The organism is Streptomyces sp. cg36, assembly GCF_041080675.1.
Classification (GTDB): Bacteria; Actinomycetota; Actinomycetes; order Streptomycetales; family Streptomycetaceae; genus Streptomyces.
Genome location: NZ_CP163520.1, coordinates 4,922,485 through 4,938,533 on the forward strand (window position 1 = coordinate 4,922,485; position 16,049 = coordinate 4,938,533).

13 protein-coding genes are annotated in these 16,049 nt (G+C 73.5%); 9 read left to right on the top strand and 4 right to left on the bottom strand.

Going from position 1 to position 16,049, the window contains the following annotated elements; genetic code table 11:
* Positions 1 to 199: 199 nt before the first annotated feature.
* Positions 200 to 481: an HU family DNA-binding protein gene (locus AB5J87_RS21760; RefSeq protein ID WP_067159632.1), complete on the top strand. Its 282-nt coding sequence runs from the start codon at positions 200 to 202 to the stop codon at positions 479 to 481.
* A 654-nt stretch (positions 482 to 1,135) separates the two neighbouring features.
* Here the strand turns inward: AB5J87_RS21760 and murA are convergent.
* The gene (gene murA, locus AB5J87_RS21765) at positions 1,136 to 2,476 is read right to left on the bottom strand and encodes a UDP-N-acetylglucosamine 1-carboxyvinyltransferase (RefSeq protein WP_369378569.1); all 1,341 of its coding nucleotides are present in this window, start codon (positions 2,474 to 2,476) and stop codon (positions 1,136 to 1,138) included.
* Positions 2,477 to 2,705: 229 nt separating this feature from the next.
* Here murA and AB5J87_RS21770 point away from each other — a divergent pair, with 229 nt between their 5' ends.
* The 6 genes from AB5J87_RS21770 (at position 2,706) to AB5J87_RS21795 (ending at position 10,937) form a co-directional block, all read left to right on the top strand.
* Complete coding sequence (locus tag AB5J87_RS21770; RefSeq protein WP_369378570.1) at positions 2,706 to 3,305, top strand: YqgE/AlgH family protein; 600 nt, start codon at positions 2,706 to 2,708, stop codon at positions 3,303 to 3,305.
* A 30-nt stretch (positions 3,306 to 3,335) separates the two neighbouring features.
* The gene (locus AB5J87_RS21775) at positions 3,336 to 3,623 is read left to right on the top strand and encodes a DUF3039 domain-containing protein (RefSeq protein WP_078966510.1); all 288 of its coding nucleotides are present in this window, start codon (positions 3,336 to 3,338) and stop codon (positions 3,621 to 3,623) included.
* Positions 3,624 to 3,713: 90 nt separating this feature from the next.
* Complete coding sequence (locus AB5J87_RS21780) at positions 3,714 to 5,360, top strand: beta-N-acetylhexosaminidase (RefSeq protein ID WP_369378571.1); 1,647 nt, start codon at positions 3,714 to 3,716, stop codon at positions 5,358 to 5,360.
* A 260-nt stretch (positions 5,361 to 5,620) separates the two neighbouring features.
* Positions 5,621 to 6,520 (top strand): xanthine dehydrogenase family protein subunit M, encoded by a 900-nt coding sequence (locus AB5J87_RS21785; RefSeq protein ID WP_369378572.1) that lies wholly within the window; start codon positions 5,621 to 5,623, stop codon positions 6,518 to 6,520.
* Positions 6,517 to 8,631: a 2Fe-2S iron-sulfur cluster-binding protein gene (locus AB5J87_RS21790; RefSeq protein ID WP_369378573.1), complete on the top strand. Its 2,115-nt coding sequence runs from the start codon at positions 6,517 to 6,519 to the stop codon at positions 8,629 to 8,631. Before AB5J87_RS21785 ends, AB5J87_RS21790 begins: the two co-directional genes overlap by 4 nt.
* Complete coding sequence (locus tag AB5J87_RS21795) at positions 8,628 to 10,937, top strand: xanthine dehydrogenase family protein molybdopterin-binding subunit (RefSeq protein WP_369378574.1); 2,310 nt, start codon at positions 8,628 to 8,630, stop codon at positions 10,935 to 10,937. The genes AB5J87_RS21790 and AB5J87_RS21795 overlap by 4 nt, the downstream gene beginning before the upstream one ends.
* Positions 10,938 to 10,982: 45 nt before the next feature.
* On the opposite strand, the gene AB5J87_RS21800 is transcribed toward AB5J87_RS21795, so the two are convergent.
* Genes AB5J87_RS21800 through AB5J87_RS21810 form a run of 3 tightly spaced genes read right to left on the bottom strand, consistent with a single transcriptional unit; the run spans position 10,983 to position 13,451 of the window.
* Positions 10,983 to 11,516, bottom strand: coding sequence for a hypothetical protein (locus AB5J87_RS21800; protein ID WP_369378575.1), 534 nt, complete (start codon positions 11,514 to 11,516; stop codon positions 10,983 to 10,985).
* Positions 11,465 to 13,144 carry an alpha/beta hydrolase gene (locus AB5J87_RS21805; RefSeq protein ID WP_369378576.1) on the bottom strand — a complete coding sequence of 560 codons (1,680 nt, stop codon included), beginning with the start codon at positions 13,142 to 13,144 and terminating at the stop codon, positions 11,465 to 11,467. Before AB5J87_RS21805 ends, AB5J87_RS21800 begins: the two co-directional genes overlap by 52 nt.
* Before the next feature lie 7 nt (positions 13,145 to 13,151).
* Complete coding sequence (locus AB5J87_RS21810; RefSeq protein WP_369378577.1) at positions 13,152 to 13,451, bottom strand: hypothetical protein; 300 nt, start codon at positions 13,449 to 13,451, stop codon at positions 13,152 to 13,154.
* Positions 13,452 to 13,708: 257 nt separating this feature from the next.
* On the opposite strand from AB5J87_RS21810, the gene AB5J87_RS21815 reads away from it, so the two are divergent.
* Complete coding sequence (locus AB5J87_RS21815) at positions 13,709 to 14,248, top strand: hypothetical protein (protein WP_369378578.1); 540 nt, start codon at positions 13,709 to 13,711, stop codon at positions 14,246 to 14,248.
* Positions 14,249 to 14,419: 171 nt separating this feature from the next.
* Positions 14,420 to 16,000, top strand: a complete 1,581-nt coding sequence (locus AB5J87_RS21820; protein WP_369378579.1) for a hypothetical protein — start codon at positions 14,420 to 14,422, stop codon at positions 15,998 to 16,000.
* The last annotated feature ends 49 nt before the right edge of the window (positions 16,001 to 16,049 follow it).

Genomic DNA, 16,049 nt, shown 5'->3' on the forward strand with positions numbered 1-16,049 from the left:
CGTGTGACTCCGAAGGGTGCCGGATTGGCTTTCCCGCCACAGGTGGGGGCAGGATGCGTAACCGGGCGCGAGGGTCCGACACGGACCCGGGTCCGGGGACTGTCCGAGGGCCCTGGCAGCATCGGCTTCGCTGTACCCAACATGCGGCTTTCCGCCGCGTGGCACGCCTCACAGGCAAGAAGAACACGGGAGTAAGAACATGAACCGCAGTGAGCTGGTGGCCGCGCTGGCCGACCGCGCCGAGGTGACCCGCAAGGACGCCGACGCCGTTCTGGCCGCTCTCGCCGAGACGGTCGGCGAGGTCGTCGCCAAGGGCGACGAGAAGGTCACCATCCCCGGCTTCCTGACCTTCGAGCGCACCCACCGTGCCGCTCGTACCGCTCGCAACCCGCAGACCGGTGACCCGATCGACATCCCGGCCGGTTTCAGCGTGAAGGTCTCCGCGGGCTCGAAGCTCAAGGAAGCCGCGAAGGGCAAGTAAGCGCCCCTAGGCAGGCCGCTTAGCCGCGCGACGAGGGCGGCCACCCCCGTGGAGGGGGGTGGCCGCCCTTCGCCGTACGCCCGCCGGGCCCGGTCCTTCGCCCGCGGGCCGACGTGGGCTGCCCGCGCAGTTCCCCGCGCCCCTTCCGGGGCTGGTTCTTTGTCTGCGGACCGGTGGGGGCTTGTCGCGCAGTTCCCCGCGCCCCTGAAAACCCGCCTCCACCTGCGGGCCGACGTGGGCTGCCCGCGCAGTTCCCCGTGCCCCTTCCGGGGCTGGTTCTTTGTCTGCGGACCGGTGGGGGCTTGTCGCGCAGTTCCCCGCGCCCCTGAAAACCCGCCCCCACCTGCGGGCCGACGTGGGCTGCCCGCGCAGTTCCCCGCGCCCCTGAAAACCCGCCTCCACCTGCGGACCGTGCTGGGTTGCTCGCGCAGTTCCCCGCGCCCCTCAAGATGGGCCCGCAGGGCCCTCCTGGGGGCGCGGGGAACTGCGCGACCAGCTCGCCGCGGGACGCAGGTGAAGGCGGGTTTCAACAGGGGCACGCGAGCGGCCCCCACCGGGTCGCAGGTGGAGGCCGGGCGGGGCAGACGGCTCCGCCCCTTCCCGCCACCCCCGGGAGGGGTGGGGGAAGGGGCGGAGTGGGGGAGAGGGGGAGCGTCAGCTCAGGGAGCCGTTGGGGAGTTCCACCTTCGCCCCGAGCTCGACCAGCTTCTCCATGAAGTTCTCGTACCCCCGGTTGATGAGATCGATCCCGTGCACCCGGGACGTCCCCTGCGCGGCCAGCGCGGCGATCAGGTACGAGAACCCGCCCCGCAGGTCGGGGATGACCAGATCCGCGCCCTGGAGCTTGGTGGGCCCGCTCACGACCGCCGAGTGCAGGAAGTTCCGCTGCCCGAACCGGCAGTCGGAGCCGCCCAGGCACTCCCGGTACAGCTGGATGTGCGCGCCCATCTGGTTCAGCGCGGACGTGAACCCGAGCCGCGACTCGTACACCGTCTCGTGCACGATCGACAGGCCGGTGGCCTGCGTCAGGGCCACGACCAGCGGCTGCTGCCAGTCGGTCTGGAAGCCGGGGTGGACGTCCGTCTCCAGCGCGATCGACTTGAGCGAGCCGCCCGGGTGCCAGAACCGGATGCCCTCGTCGTCGATCTCGAAGGCGCCGCCGACCTTCCGGTAGGTGTTGAGGAAGGTCATCATCGAGCGCTGCTGGGCGCCGCGCACATAGATGTTGCCCTCGGTCGCGAGCGCCGCGGACGCCCAGGAGGCGGCCTCCAGGCGGTCGGAGAGGGCGCGGTGGGTGTAGCCGCCGAGCTTGTCGACACCGGTGATCCGGATGGTCCGGTCGGTGTCCATGGCGATGATCGCGCCCATCTTCTGCAGTACGCAGATGAGGTCCTCGATCTCGGGCTCCACGGCCGCGTTGGAGAGCTCGGTCACGCCCTCGGCCAGGACGGCCGTGAGCAGCACCTGCTCGGTGGCGCCCACCGACGGGTAGGGCAGCCGGATCTTGGTGCCGCGCAGCCGCTGCGGGGCCTCCAGGTACTGGCCGTCCGCGCGCTTCTCGATGGTCGCGCCGAACTGCCGCAGCACCTCGAAGTGGAAGTCGATCGGCCGGCCGCCGATGTCGCAGCCGCCCAGGCCGGGGATGAAGGCGTGGCCGAGGCGGTGCAGCAGCGGGCCGCAGAGCAGGATCGGGATGCGCGAGGAGCCCGCGTGCGCGTCGATGTCGGCGACGTTCGCGCTTTCGACGTGCGACGGGTCCAGGATCAGCTCGCCCGGCTCCTCGCCGGGGCGGACCGTCACGCCGTGCAGCTGCAGCAGCCCGCGTACGACGCGTACGTCGCGGATGTCGGGCACATTGCGCAGCCGGCTCGGACCGCTGCCGAGCAGGGCGGCGACCATCGCCTTCGGCACGAGGTTCTTCGCGCCGCGGACGCGGATCTCGCCCTCCAGCGGGGTTCCGCCGTGGACAAGCAGTACATCGTCTGTGCCGGTCATGAATCTCGCGTTCCGGAGTCGTCGGGCAGGGGGCCAGAGAAAAGGGTAAGGGGCTTCTACCCATGTCCTGTAAGGGCAAGGGGGCTTCGCACCTGTAATGAATTCGCCACAACACGCTCCGCTGAGGGGTGTTCGCGGAGGGTCACCGTCCGGTTGTGGCCGAAACCGGGCGGGTCCCATTGCCGCCGTGCGCTCCCCGCCGGGGCCGAAGATGCGGGATCATGTCCGCATGACCGAGGTGTCCTCGCTCACAGGGCGGCTGCTCGTCGCCACCCCCGCCCTCGCGGATCCGAACTTCGACCGCGCGGTGGTGCTGCTCCTCGACCACGACGAGGAGGGCTCGCTCGGCGTGGTCCTGAACCGCCCGACCCCGGTCACCGTCGGCGACATCCTGGAGCCGTGGGCCGCGCTGGCCGGCGAGCCCGGGGTGGTCTTCCAGGGCGGCCCGGTCTCCCTGGACTCCGCGCTCGGCGTCGCCGTCATCCCCGGCTTCGAAGGACCTTCCCCAAGCTCTCAGCTCCGTTCGAGCAGGGGGGACCCCATCGGCTGGCGCCGGGTCTACGGGGCGATCGGCCTGGTCGACCTGGAGGCCCCGCCGGAGCTGCTGGCGGCGGCCCTGGGCTCGCTGCGGATCTTCGCCGGGTACTCGGGCTGGGGCCCGGGCCAGCTGGAGGACGAGCTGAGCGACGGCGCCTGGTACGTGGTGGAGTCCGAGCCCGGTGACGTCTCCTCGCCGGAGCCGGAGTCCCTGTGGCGGGCCGTGCTGCGGCGCCAGCGCAGCGAACTGGCGATGGTGGCGACGTACCCGGACGACCCTTCGCTGAACTGAAGCCGCCGCGCTTCAGTACGCTAGGAACTTATGAGCACTCTTGAGCCCGAGCGCGGGGCAGGTACGGGGACCCTCGTAGAGCCGACGCCGCAGGTGTCGAACGGCGACGGCGATCACGAGCGCTTCGCCCACTACGTCCAGAAGGACAAGATCATGGCGAGCGCGCTCGACGGCACCCCCGTCGTCGCGCTCTGCGGCAAGGTCTGGGTGCCGGGCCGCGACCCGAAGAAGTACCCGGTCTGCCCCATGTGCAAGGAGATCTACGAGTCCATGGGCGCCGGAGGCGACAAGGACAAGGGCGGCAAGGACAAGAAGTAGGGTCCCGCCCCGCCGCACGCGACGGCCCCCGCGGGCGCACTACCCGGTGCGCCCGCGGGGGCCGTGCGCGTGGCGTCTACCGTGTGGCCCATGGCGAAGACTTCCGCGGATCTGATCCCGGCACCGCTGTCCGTCGAGGACACCGGCGACCGCACGTTCGTCCTGGCCGTCGACACGGCCCTGGTGGCCGGTCCCGGCACCGAGGGCGTGGCGCACTGGCTGCGCTCCACCGTGGGCACCGCGCTGGCGCGCCCGCTGCCGCCGGGGGAGCCCGGCGCCGAGCGGGCGGTGCGGCTGCGCGTCGACCCCGCGCTGGCCCCCGAGGGCTACCGCCTCACCGTCGCCGACTCCGTCGAGATCGCGGGCGGCAGCGCGGCCGGGGTGTTCTGGGGCGCGCAGACGCTGCGTCAGCTGCTCGGCCCCGACGCCTTCCGCCGGGCGTGCGCCGACACCGGCGCCGCGCGCGGCATCGGGTGGCGCGTGATCGAGGACGCGCCCCGGTTCGGCTGGCGCGGCATGCTGCTCGACGTCTCGCGCTACTTCATGCCCAAGGAAGGGGTGCTGCGCCAGCTCGACCTGCTGGCCGCCCACAAGCTCAACGTCTTCCACTTCCACCTCACCGACGACCAGGGCTGGCGCATCGAGATCCTGCGCCACCCCCGGCTCACGGAGGTGGGCTCCTGGCGGGCGCGCACCAAATACGGCCATCGTGCCTCGGAGTTGTGGGACGAGAAGCCGCACGGCGGTTTCTACACCCAGGACGACATCCGCGAGATCGTCGCGTACGCCGCCGAGCGGCACATCACCGTGGTTCCGGAAATCGACCTCCCGGGCCACTCGCAGGCCGCCATCTCCGCCTACCCGGAGCTCGGGAACACCGACGTCGTCGACACCGCCGCCCTCTCCGTCTGGGACACCTGGGGCGTCAATCCGAACATCCTCGCGCCGACCGAGGACGTCCTCCGCTTCTACGAGGGAGTGCTGGAGGAGGTCCTGGCCCTCTTCCCCTCCCGCTTCGTCCACATCGGCGGCGACGAGTGCCCCAAGGACCAGTGGAAGGAGTCCCCGACCGCCCAGGCCCGCATCCGGGAGCTCGGGCTGGCCGGCGAGGACGAGCTGCAGTCGTGGTTCATCCGGCACTTCGACCGCTGGCTCGCCGACCGGGGCCGCCGTCTCATCGGCTGGGACGAGATCCTGGAGGGCGGTCTGGCGCCCGGCGCGACCGTCTCCTCCTGGCGCGGCTACCGGGGCGGCGTCGAGGCCGCCCGGGCGGGCCACGACGTCGTCATGTGCCCGGAGCAGCAGGTCTACTTGGACCACCGGCAGGCCGACGGCCCGGACGAGCCGATGCCCATCGGATACGTGCGCACCCTGGAGGACGTCTACCGCTTCGAGCCGGTGCCGCCGCAGCTGACGCCGGAGGAGGCCGCGCACGTGCTCGGCACCCAGGCCAACGTCTGGACCGAGGTGATGCAGGGCCAGGGACGCGTCGACTACCAGGTGTTCCCCCGGCTCGCGGCCTTCGCCGAGGTGGCCTGGTCGGCGCTGCCCGCCCCCGCCGAACGCGACTTCACCGCCTTCGCCGGGCGAATGGAGACGCACTACCGCCGACTTGACGCCCTCGGCGTCGGGTACCGGCCGCCCGGCGGCCCGTTGCCCTGGCAGAAGCGCCCGGCCCCCGAAAAGATGAAGGGCGGTCTCGGACGCCCGATCGACGGGTCGCCCCCAAACGTGTGAGCCGGGGCGGATCCGGGGGGCCGCCCGCCCGGGAGCCTGGAACCGTGAACCCCTGGCAGGGCGTACGGATAAGTCGTACAACAACCGTGAATCCGGACCATTCACCTGGCCGGGGACGGAACTGCCCTTCGCGGACCCTCGCGTCGGGCGGCTCGGAAGATGTGCCAGAGTTGCCACGTCCGGGCTGTGAGCACGTACGGTACGGCCAGCACAGCCGGAGACGGCCGGGACAGCCGGGACACCGGGAAGGGGCAGCTGGGTTGACCACGCACGCACCGCAGGCGGCGCAGTCGGTGACACTGCCGGCCTCGCTCGACGAGGCCGTGGCGGCGCTCGCCGCCATGCCCGCCGCCGTGCCCGTCGCGGGCGGCACCGATCTGATGGCGGCGGTGAACCGGGGCCTGCTGCGCCCCGCGGGCCTCGTCGGGCTAGGCCGGATCAACGAGATCCGCGGCTGGCAGTACCAGGACGGGCACGCCCTGCTCGGCGCCGGGCTGACGCACGCGCGGATGGGCCGGCCGGACTTCGCGGCGCTCATCCCGGCGCTCGCGGCAGCCGCGCGCGCCGCCGGCCCCCCGCAGATCCGCAACGCGGGCACCCTGGGCGGCAACATCGCCTCGGCCGCCCCCACCGGCGACGCGCTGCCCGTGCTGGCCGCGCTGGAAGCCACCCTGATCATCGCGGGCCCCGAGGGCGCCCGGCGCGAGATCCCCGTCTCCCACCTGCTGGCCGGGCGCGAGATGCTCGCCCCCGCCGAGCTCATCGGCTACGTCAGCGTGCCGCTGCTGCACGCCCCGCAGGTGTTCCTCAAGGCGACCGGCCGCACCGGCCCGGGCCGCGCCACCGCCTCGGTCGCGGTCGTCCTGGACCCGGCCCGGCGCGGGGTGCGCTGCGCGGTCGGGGCGATCGCCCCGATGCCGCTGCGCCCGCTGGAGGCCGAGCGCTGGATCGCCTCGCTGATCGACTGGGACGGCGAGCGCGCGGCGCTGGCCCCGGAGGCGCTGAACGCCTTCGGCGAGTACGTGGCCGCCGCCTGCATCCCGGACCCGGCGCCCGCGGCCGACGGCACGCCCGGCCAGCCGCTGTCGCCCGCCGTACTGCACCTGCGGCGCACCGTCGCCGCACTGGCCCGACGAGCACTGGGGAGGGCGCTGTCGTGAGCGAGAACGAACACCACGAGCGCGGAACGGGCGGCTGGCAGCCGGTCCCGCAGGGCGGCGAGTACGACGACGGCGCGACCGCCTTCGTCCAGCTGCCCCCGGACCTGGACGCCCTGCTCGGCGGCGACCCGCTGGCCGCGCCCGGCCACGGGTACGTGCCGCCGATGATCGTGCCGTTGACGCCCGCCGCCACCACCGACCCGGCCGCCACCGGCACCTGGGCGATCCCGGCGGCCCTGGCCGAGCACGGGGCGGCCGACGGACAGGTGCGCTCGGTGCAGTGGCCCGACGCCTCCGCCGCGCCCGCCCAGGCCCCGGCGGCCCCCGCGGTGCCCGAGGGCGACCCGCTGGGCGGCCCCGTGCCGGACCGCGGTGCGACGGGACAGTGGAACTTCTCCGACGACGCCTCGCTGACCGGCCAGTGGACGATCCCGGTCGCCGACGGTGAACTTCCGGATGAATCGGGCGAATTCAGTACTTCTTCCCTGATCGAGCAGTGGGGCACCACCCCTCCGGCGACCCTGCCCGGCGGCGCGCCCGCGCCCTGGGCGAGCGAGCCGTGGGCGACGGGCCGGCAGACGGCGGAGCCGGAGCACACGCCCCTCCCGGAGCACGCACAGCTTCCCGAGCACGCACAGCTTCCCGAGCACGCACACCTTCCCGAGCGCACGCCGCACCCGGACCACGCCCCGGGGCCCGAGCACGCGTCCCGGCCGGAGCGCGCCCCGCAGCCGCACCCCGTGGCGCAGCCGCTGCCCGAGCCGGTCGCGGCCGAGCCGCCCGCCGCCGAGTTCCCGGCAGCGGCCGGGCCGCGCACCCCGGTGCGGGAAGAGCCGGTCGTGTCCTGGAACCCGCCCCCGCCCGGCGCGACCCTGCCCGGTGGCGCCCCCGCGCCCTGGTCGGCGGCGCTGGCGACGGAGCTCCGCGAGCCGGAGGCACCGGCCGGGGACGCCCATGAGCGGGACGCCGCCGACGCCCCGCCGGAGCACGGCGCACCGGAGGCCGCGCACCCCGTGGACGCGCTGCCGCACGCCCCCGGCGCCGGGGTGCTCGACGCGGGCGCGGCCGACGCCGCGCGCGAGGACCTGCGGGCCGAGGCGGCTCCGGCCCCGGAGCCCACCGCGCCCGAGCCGGAGCCCGTCCCCGAGCCCGTCCACGTACACGAACCGGTCCACGAGCCGGTGCACGCCCACGAGCCGGTGCGGGAGCCCGAGCCGGAGCCCGTCCGCGGGACCGGGCCCGGCCACGACGCGGAGCCGGTCCGCCCGGCCGGGTCGGCCCACGCGGCACGGCCGTCCGCCGAGCCGCTCCCGGAGCCCCGCCCCGAACCGGAGCACGAGCCCGTACGGCCGGAGCACGAGGCCGTGGGGGAGGCGCTCTCGGAGCCGTCGGGCGAGGACGCGTCCGAGCCGTCCGGCGAGCCCCTGCCGGAGGCGGCCGGGGCCACCCCCGAACCGCTGCCCGCCGCTGCCGCCGAACCGGCGTTCGCCGCCGAGCTGGAGCACCCCCGCGCCTCCTACGTCCTGCGGGTGAACGGCGCCGACCGGCCCGTCACCGAAGCGTGGGTCGGTGAGTCGCTGCTCTACGTGCTGCGCGAGCGGCTCGGTCTCGCCGGCGCCAAGGACGGCTGCTCGCAGGGCGAGTGCGGCGCCTGCAACGTGCAGGTCGACGGCCGTCTGGTGGCCTCCTGCCTGGTGCCCGCGGCCACCACCGCCGGGTCCGAGGTGCGTACCGTCGAGGGCCTCGCCGTCAACGGCGAACCCTCCGACGTGCAGCGCGCGCTGGCCGAGTGCGGGGCCGTGCAGTGCGGCTTCTGCATCCCCGGCATGGCCATGACCGTCCACGACCTGCTCGAAGGCAACCACGCGCCCTCCGACCTGGAGACCCGCCAGGCGCTCTGCGGCAACCTCTGCCGCTGCTCCGGCTACCGGGGCGTGCTCGACGCCGTGCGCGAGGTCGTGGCCGGGCGCGAGGCCCACAGCGCCGCCGCGAACGAGACGGCCGGGGCCGCCGGAGCCGCCGGCGGCGAGGAAGCCCGAATTCCGCATCAGGCGGGGCCCGGCGCCGGCGGCGTCCAGTCCCCGCACACGCACGACGGAGGCATGGCGTGAGCAACGACGCAGCCACCGCGACCGCGGCGGTCGACGGCGCGGCCGGGCCGGAGCAGCCCCCGACCCACGGCCTGGGCGCCGCGCTGCGGCCCGCCGACGCGCGCGCCAAGACCGAGGGCACCTTCCCGTACGCGTCCGACCTGTGGGCCGAGGGCCTGCTCTGGGCGGCCGTGCTGCGCTCCCCGCACGCCTCGGCGCGGATCGTCGCGATCGACACCTCCGCCGCGGTGGCGATGCCGGGCGTACGGGCCGTCGTCACCCAGGCCGACGTGCCCGGCGACGCCTCCCACGGCCGCCGGATCGCGGACCGCCCGGTCTTCGCCTCCGACGTGGTCCGCCACCACGGCGAGCCGATCGCGGCGGTGGCCGCCGACCACCCGGACACCGCCCGCCTGGCGGCGGCGGCGATCGCGGTGGAGTACGAGCTCCTGGAGCCGGTCACCGACCCGGAGAAGGCGTTCGCGGCCGAACCCCTGCACCCCGACGGCAACCTGATCCGCCACATCCCGCTCCAGTACGGAGACCCGGAGGCGACCGGCGAGGTCGTCGTCGAGGGCCTCTACCGGATCGGCCGCCAGGACCCGGCGCCCATCGGCGCCGAGGCCGGCCTCGCGGTGCCGCGCCCCGACGGCGGCGTCGAGATCTACACCGCCTCCACCGACCCGCACACCGACCGCGACCTCGCGGCGGCCTGCTTCGGACTGGACCCCGAGCGCGTGAAGTTCGTGGTCACGGGCGTCCCCGGCGCCACCGGCGACCGCGACGACCTGGGCTTCCAGCTGCCGCTGGGGCTGCTCGCGCTGCGCACCGGCTGCCCGGTGAAGCTGACCGCGACCCGCGAGGAGTCCTTCCTCGGCCACGCCCACCGCCACCCCACCCTGCTGCGCTACCGCCACCACGCGGACGCGGAGGGCCGGCTGGTGAAGGTGGAGGCGCAGATCCTGCTGGACGCGGGCGCGTACGCGGACTCCTCGTCCGAGTCGCTGGCGGCGGCGGTGGCCTTCGCCTGCGGCCCGTACGTCGTCCCGCACGCCTTCGTCGAGGGCTGGGCCGTCCGCACCAACAACCCGCCCTCCGGCCACGTCCGCGGCGAGGGCGCGATGCAGGTGTGCGCCGCGTACGAGGGCCAGATGGACAAGCTCGCCGCCAAGCTGGGCCTGGACCCGGCCGAACTGCGCATGCGCAACGTCCTGGCCACCGGCGACCTGCTCCCCACCGGCCAGACGGTGACCTGCCCGGCCCCGGTGGCCGAACTCCTCACCGCCGTACGGGACTTCCCGCTGCCCACCCTGCCCAAGGACGACCCCGAGGACGACTGGCTGCTGCCCGGCGGCCCCGAGGGCGCGGGCGAGCCGGGCGCGGTCCGCCGGGGCGTCGGCTACGCGCTGGGCATGGTGCACATGCTGGGCGCCGAGGGCACGGACGAGGTGTCCACGGCCACGGTCAAGGTGCACGACGGCGTCGCCACGGTCATCTGCGCGGCCGTCGACACCGGCCAGGGCTTCACCACGCTGGCCCGCCAGATCGTCCAGGAGACGCTGGGCATCGAAGAGGTCCACGTGGCCCCCGTCGACACCGACCAGCCCCCCGCGGGCCCCGCGTCGCACGGCCGCCACACCTGGGTGTCGGGCGGGGCGGTGGAACGCGCGGCCAAGATGGTCCGCACCCAGCTCCTCCAGCCGCTGGCGCACAAGTTCGGCATGTCGACCGAGCTGCTCCAGATCGCCGACGGCAAGATCACCTCGTACGACGGGGTGCTGTCGACGACGGTCAGCGAGGCGATGGACGGCAAGGAGCTGTGGGCCACCGCCCAGTGCCGCCCGCACCCCACCGAACCCCTCGACGAGACCGGCCAGGGCGACGCCTTCGTCGGCCTGGCGTTCTGCGCGATCCGCGCGGTGGTCGACGTCGACATCGAGCTCGGCTCGGTACGGGTGGTGGAGCTCGCGGTCGCCCAGGACGTCGGCCGCGTCCTCAACCCCGCGCAGCTGGCCGCCCGCATCGAGGCGGGCGTGACCCAGGGCGTCGGCGCGGCCCTCACGGAGAACCTCCGCACGGCCCGCGGCCTGGTCCGCCACCCCGACCTCACCGGCTACTCCCTGCCGACGGCCCTGGACGCCCCCGACATCCGCATCGTCAAACTCGTCGAGGAACGGGACGTGGTGGCCCCCTTCGGCGCGAAGCCCGCGAGCGCGGTACCGGTGGTGACGAGCCCGGCGGCCATCGCCTCCGCGGTCCGCGCGGCGACGGGCCGCCCGGTCAACCGCCTCCCGATCCGACCGCAGGCGGCGGTGGTGAACGCGTAGCCGGCAGCTGGAGGGGCGACGGCACACCGGCCGCCCCTCCTGCCGTCACAACTGCTGCTGCTCGACGCCGGGCGGCAGCAGACAGGGGGTGCTGACGACGAAGAGCAGCAGGTCCCCGTCGAGGTCCTCCGCCGAGATGGAGTGCCGGTCCCGCGGGTGCTGGGCGTCCAGCAGATTGGCCGGATCCTTCCCCGGATCCGAGCGGTATCCCTGGATCTCGAACCCCTGGCTCTTGAGGGCGTCCCGAAGGGCCCGGACGGCGTCGGCGTGCTGGGGGCGGGGGAGGGTGGCGCGGACCGAGTAGCTCAGGGTGAACCTGCCGTCGTCGGCGGACTCCCCGTTCCTGCCGACGCAGTTGGTGTAGTCGGCCTGGCGGCGGGCCGTCCTCGGATCCACGGTCGCCTTCGCCGTACGGGTCATGGAGTCGGTCCAGTGCCTGGCCCACTCCTCGGCCTTCTCCCTGCTCATGCGCGGCAGCGGGGCGTTGGCTTCCTTCTTGCCGGACACACAGCCTCCCAGGAGGAGCGTCAGAGCCAGCGCCGCGGCGCCGGAGGAGAGTACGAGGGTTGATCGGGCCACGGTTCGGGACCTCGTGTTTCTGGATTCAGGCCGGCGATGACGCGACCCTGGTTCGCCAGGCTCTGGCTTCCGTCGTCCCAGTAGCCGCTGTGTCCGTGCGTGTCGACGTACATCTGCCGCGCCCCGAACCACGCCACCTTGGGGTCGACGCCGAGCGAGAGGCCCGAGGCGAACTCGGAGACCTTGTCGTCCTTCGCGGCGCCCACCCACAGGTGGCCGGGATCCGTGTGCAACTGGTCCGCACGGCTGACGGTGAGCCCCGGGCTGCCCATCACCACCACGTCGTCCGCGCCGAGCCCGCTGCCCCCGGCGTCGGCGGCGCCGACGGTGGTGGAGCCGTAACTGTGGCCGAGGACGGTGAGATGCGTGGCCTGGTCGCCCTGGTGCGCGGCGCGCAGGCCACGGGTGAAGTCCCGCAGCTTCGCGCCGCCCGACTGGGCCCGTTCGTCGGTGGAGATGCCCAGGACGCTGAGGTCGGCGCTGCCCGGGTCGGTGTCCAGCTCCGGTGCGTCGTAGTCGAGCCAGACCACCGCGGCGACGTCCGAGGCGCCGTTCGGGGTCCGCTTCCCGGCGGCGTTCTGCAACTTGTTCATCCGGTCGATGTCACCGCCCATGCTGTCGAGCTGGTGACTCGTCCCGGGCACGAACACCGCAGTGTCCTTCGCGGTGTCGGGGTTGCCGACGGAGACGACGGCCGTGCCGTCCTTGGTGAGCCCGTACTTGAGCAGATAGAGCCGCTTCTGCGGAGGTACGACATCCGCCGCGTCCAGCTTCTCCTTGAGCGCACTCAGCGACTGATACAGGTACCGGTCGTGGTGGCCGAGACTGCCCTCCCGCAAGGCGTAGTCGTTCAGCTGGATGTCCAGTGTCGTGCGGTTCGCGGAGTCGCGGACGGTGGTGGGAAGCCCGTCCAGCGTGCCGAGGCGCTCGGGAAACGCCGCGAGGAACATGTCCCGCTTCCCGTCGTCGAGCCCGGCCCACCAGGCAGCCGTCCGCTTCGGGTCCTTCCCGTCGGGCAGGTTCTTCCTGTCGACGCCCAGGAACTCCCCGACCCGTACGGCGTCTTCGCGCGCGTGGTCGCCCCCGTACCGCTTGTCCAGGTCGAACGGGTCGATCTGATGGAGGAGTTCGGCCGCGTTGGTGCAGACGGTCGACGCCTCCTTCACCGCCGCTTCGATACGGGCCCGATAGCCACCCAGACCGACGTTGGCCCGCTGCTGTACGCCCTGGTGGTCCGGGTCGTTGTGGTACTTCGGGTCGACGGCCTCGACCGGCTCCACCCATCCGTCGGCCCGGACGGTGTGCCCGGCCTTCTCGGCGTCCGCCACGGCGTTGCGCAACTTGCGCTGGGACTCCTGCATACGGGTGTTGAGCCCGTCCAGCACGGCGTGGATGAGGTGGGCGTTGATCCGGCCCGTACCGAGTTTGCTCTCGGTGGCCTCCAGCGCGGCGAACCCGTAGTCCGCCCCGACGCCCGCCCACCTGTCCCGGTGCAGCGGCCCCGACACGTACTTGCCGCTGTCCGCCTGTGTGTCGCCCAGCTTGTCGGCCAGCAGCCGCCAGGAACGGGCGGCGGCCTCCAACTCGGCGAAGTCCTGGCGGAGCAACTGCGCGAAGAGTTCCGGCATCCCGTCCTCACCAGCCCTTGAAGCAGTCGCCGACGTGTAAGTCGTTGACGCTGTGCCGGTCGGCGAGCAGCCGCAGGCCCTCGGCGTGCTGACCGAGTCTGTCCCGCAGCGTCCCGAGGGCGTCGCCCCAGCCGGTCCCGGTGGCGTCGAGCCGGGCCCGGACCGGCCAGGCGCCGAGAGAGGCGGCGGCTGCGGCCGTGTCGTCGATCGCCTTCTGCAACACCGGCCCCAGGTCGGTGACCAGCGTGTCGGCGGCTCCGGCGGAGGCTCTGAGCTCACTCGCGGGAATGTTGAGGTCGTCGGCCATGGGTTCCTCTCTCTGCGCCGGCCACTGACGGGCCACTGACAGGTCACGGCGATGATCCGGGGCCGTCGCCGCAGCCAGGCTTTTGCTACCAGCGGACGACGGGGAAGCCAAACAATTGCCCGCGTGTCCCCGGCCAAGGCAACGACTTGGCCGGGCGCCGACCGGCCGAAGTCCGAAAGCAGTTGGAGGAGTTCAGTCTGTCAGTGGTGCTGACTACAGTTGTATTCGGAGCGTCACGGGGAGACGGGGAGGCGGCTGTGGCTCAGGACAACGGGGGCGTGGGGTCCGGGGCGGACGCGTTGGTGCCGGTGCTGGGCTTGATGCCGGTGGTCGGGGCGGCGGCGGGAGCCGGTGTGGTCGCGGCGGCCGACCTGGCGCGCGAGGCCGAATCGATGCTGACGTTCAAGAAGCGGGTCGACGGTCTGCTCACCAAGCTCAACGGCTCCGAGGCGGCACCGGTGAAGATCGGCGCGGACCGCCTGGCCAAGTCCGAACTGGGGCCGCCCGACTTCAAGGAGGGCGCCTACCTTTACGGCGTGTACGAGTTGGTCCACGACCGGATCGGCCAGCTCTCCAGGGCCCTGGGGATGCAGATCGAGGGCCTGTGCATCGCGGTCCTGGCCGCCGAGAACGGCTATGACGCGGTGGACGAGGACGTCCGCGACCGGATGCGGGCGATCAGCGGGGAACTCCAGAAGCAGTACGACGCGTACGGGCCGGACGGGTCGGGCACGCCCGGCGCGACGTCGCCGGTCCCGTCCCGGCCGGACACGGGTGAGACGGGCGGTTCGGTATGAGGCGGGGTGGTGCGGGGGTGGGTGCGGTGGTGCCGTGTCGGGGCGCGCCGCATCCGGCTGCGCCATACCGGGTTGCGCTGGATCCGGCTGCGCTGCATCCGGTTGTGCCATGTCCGGCCTTGCCGGATCCGATGGGGGACGACGGGAGTCGGGGAAGGGTGGTGCGTCGGCATGGCTGAGAAGAAGGAGCAGGCCGGGGGCGGTTCTGGAGTGCCCGGGGCGCCAGGGCCGGTGCCGGTGGCGGAACGTACGGACTTCGACACCAAGTCCCACCAGGAACTGTGGGCCATGGTCCAGGGCATGCAGGGCACCTCCGCGAAGGCCCTCGCCGACAAGCTGGCCGACGCGGCCAAGGCGATCACCGAGATCGGCGACGACCTCAAGACCCATATGAGCCGTGTCGTCTGGCAGGGCGAGGGCGCGAAGGCGTTCACGGACTGGGGCCACGGGGCGGCGATGGCGACGCTCGGCCTCGGGCAGTACAGCCGCGGGGCGTCGACCTGGCTGGATCTGGTCGCCCAGGCCATCGCCAACGTCAAGACGACGGTCCCGGCCTACGATCCGTCCCTCGGGCAACAGGCCGCCGAGACCCACAAGCTGTACCTCTCGGCCCACCACGACCCCGACGGCCAGCAGGAGGCCCGTGACGCCTCGGCCAAGCTGGCCGGCCTCAACGAGAAGATGGAGGGGCAACGGCAGGAGGCGGTAAGGGAGTTGCGGAAGCTGGGGGACGCGTACGTGCAGTCGGGCGAACAGATCGCCCTGCTCCAGCCACCCCGGTTCCCGCCGCCGCCGGGGGCGTTCGTGCCGCCGGAGGATTCCCGCCACGGGTCGGTGTACGTGGATGGCGGCCGGACTTCGTCGGGTCGGCGTACCAGGACGTCTGCCGCGCCGACGGGCGGACACGCCTTGACATCCGCGGTCGTCGAGAAAGGCACCGAGGGGAGTGTGACGGCATCGCATACCCCTGGGGCCAGCGTTGGGGCGCCGCCGGCGCACGTGCCCGATCGGCCGGTCGGGACAGAGATCGACGGTGTGCACACCCTGCCGCCGGCCGCTCAGACGGCGCCGACCGGCCCGGCCGTTCCGTCGTCTCCGCCGACTGGCAGGGTGGAGGGCGGATCGCCGCCGATTGTGGTCGTGCCGCCTGCCTTTGGCGGTGCGGGCAAGCCCCGTCTGCAGTCCCCTGATGTCATCGGCGGACGGCCGTCGGGAAACGGCGGCCTTCGGGGCCCGTCGCTGCCCGGCCCGAGCACCGTGGGCGGTCTGCCCCCGAGCAAGCTGCCGCCGCAGGAGAAGGGCATTGTCGGCGGTCGCCCCGTACCGCCCACCGCGGGGCGTCCCGCCGGTGGCATCCCTCGGGGGACCGTGGTCGGCAACGAGGGGCCCCAGGCACGTCCGCCGATGGCTCACGGCCCGGCCGGAGGCATGGGCGGCGTCGGGGGCCGTGGCGCCGTCGTGGGCGGACGGCGCCTCGCGGGGGAGCCCGGTGGTGTCGTCGGTGGTCGTCCGACGGCGGGTGGCGCGCGCAGCGGGCGCCCGTTCACCGAGGGCGGCTCCGGCCTCGTACGGAACGGGGAAGGCGGCACTCAGGCCGCACGGGCCGGGCGCGGTGGCATGGTTCCGCCCGCGCCGCGCGGAGCCGCCGGACGGCGGGACGAGCGCGAGGGCGAGCGTCCTGACTACCTCGTCGAGGACGAGGAGACCTGGCAGCGGAGCGACCGCCGTATTGTTCCGCCCGTAATCGACTGAGCCCCCTCACGGCGAGAGGAAGCCAATGTCCAGCAGCAGCCGTCGAGCC

Coding starts and splice junctions, on each gene's coding strand:
- AB5J87_RS21760 (WP_067159632.1), top strand. CDS start 200: ATGAACCGCAGTGAGCTGGTGGCCGCGCTGGCCGACCGCGCCGAGGTG.
- murA (WP_369378569.1), bottom strand. CDS start 2,476: ATGACCGGCACAGACGATGTACTGCTTGTCCACGGCGGAACCCCGCTG.
- AB5J87_RS21770 (WP_369378570.1), top strand. CDS start 2,706: ATGACCGAGGTGTCCTCGCTCACAGGGCGGCTGCTCGTCGCCACCCCC.
- AB5J87_RS21775 (WP_078966510.1), top strand. CDS start 3,336: ATGAGCACTCTTGAGCCCGAGCGCGGGGCAGGTACGGGGACCCTCGTA.
- AB5J87_RS21780 (WP_369378571.1), top strand. CDS start 3,714: ATGGCGAAGACTTCCGCGGATCTGATCCCGGCACCGCTGTCCGTCGAG.
- AB5J87_RS21805 (WP_369378576.1), bottom strand. CDS start 13,144: ATGCCGGAACTCTTCGCGCAGTTGCTCCGCCAGGACTTCGCCGAGTTG.
- AB5J87_RS21810 (WP_369378577.1), bottom strand. CDS start 13,451: ATGGCCGACGACCTCAACATTCCCGCGAGTGAGCTCAGAGCCTCCGCC.
- AB5J87_RS21820 (WP_369378579.1), top strand. CDS start 14,420: ATGGCTGAGAAGAAGGAGCAGGCCGGGGGCGGTTCTGGAGTGCCCGGG.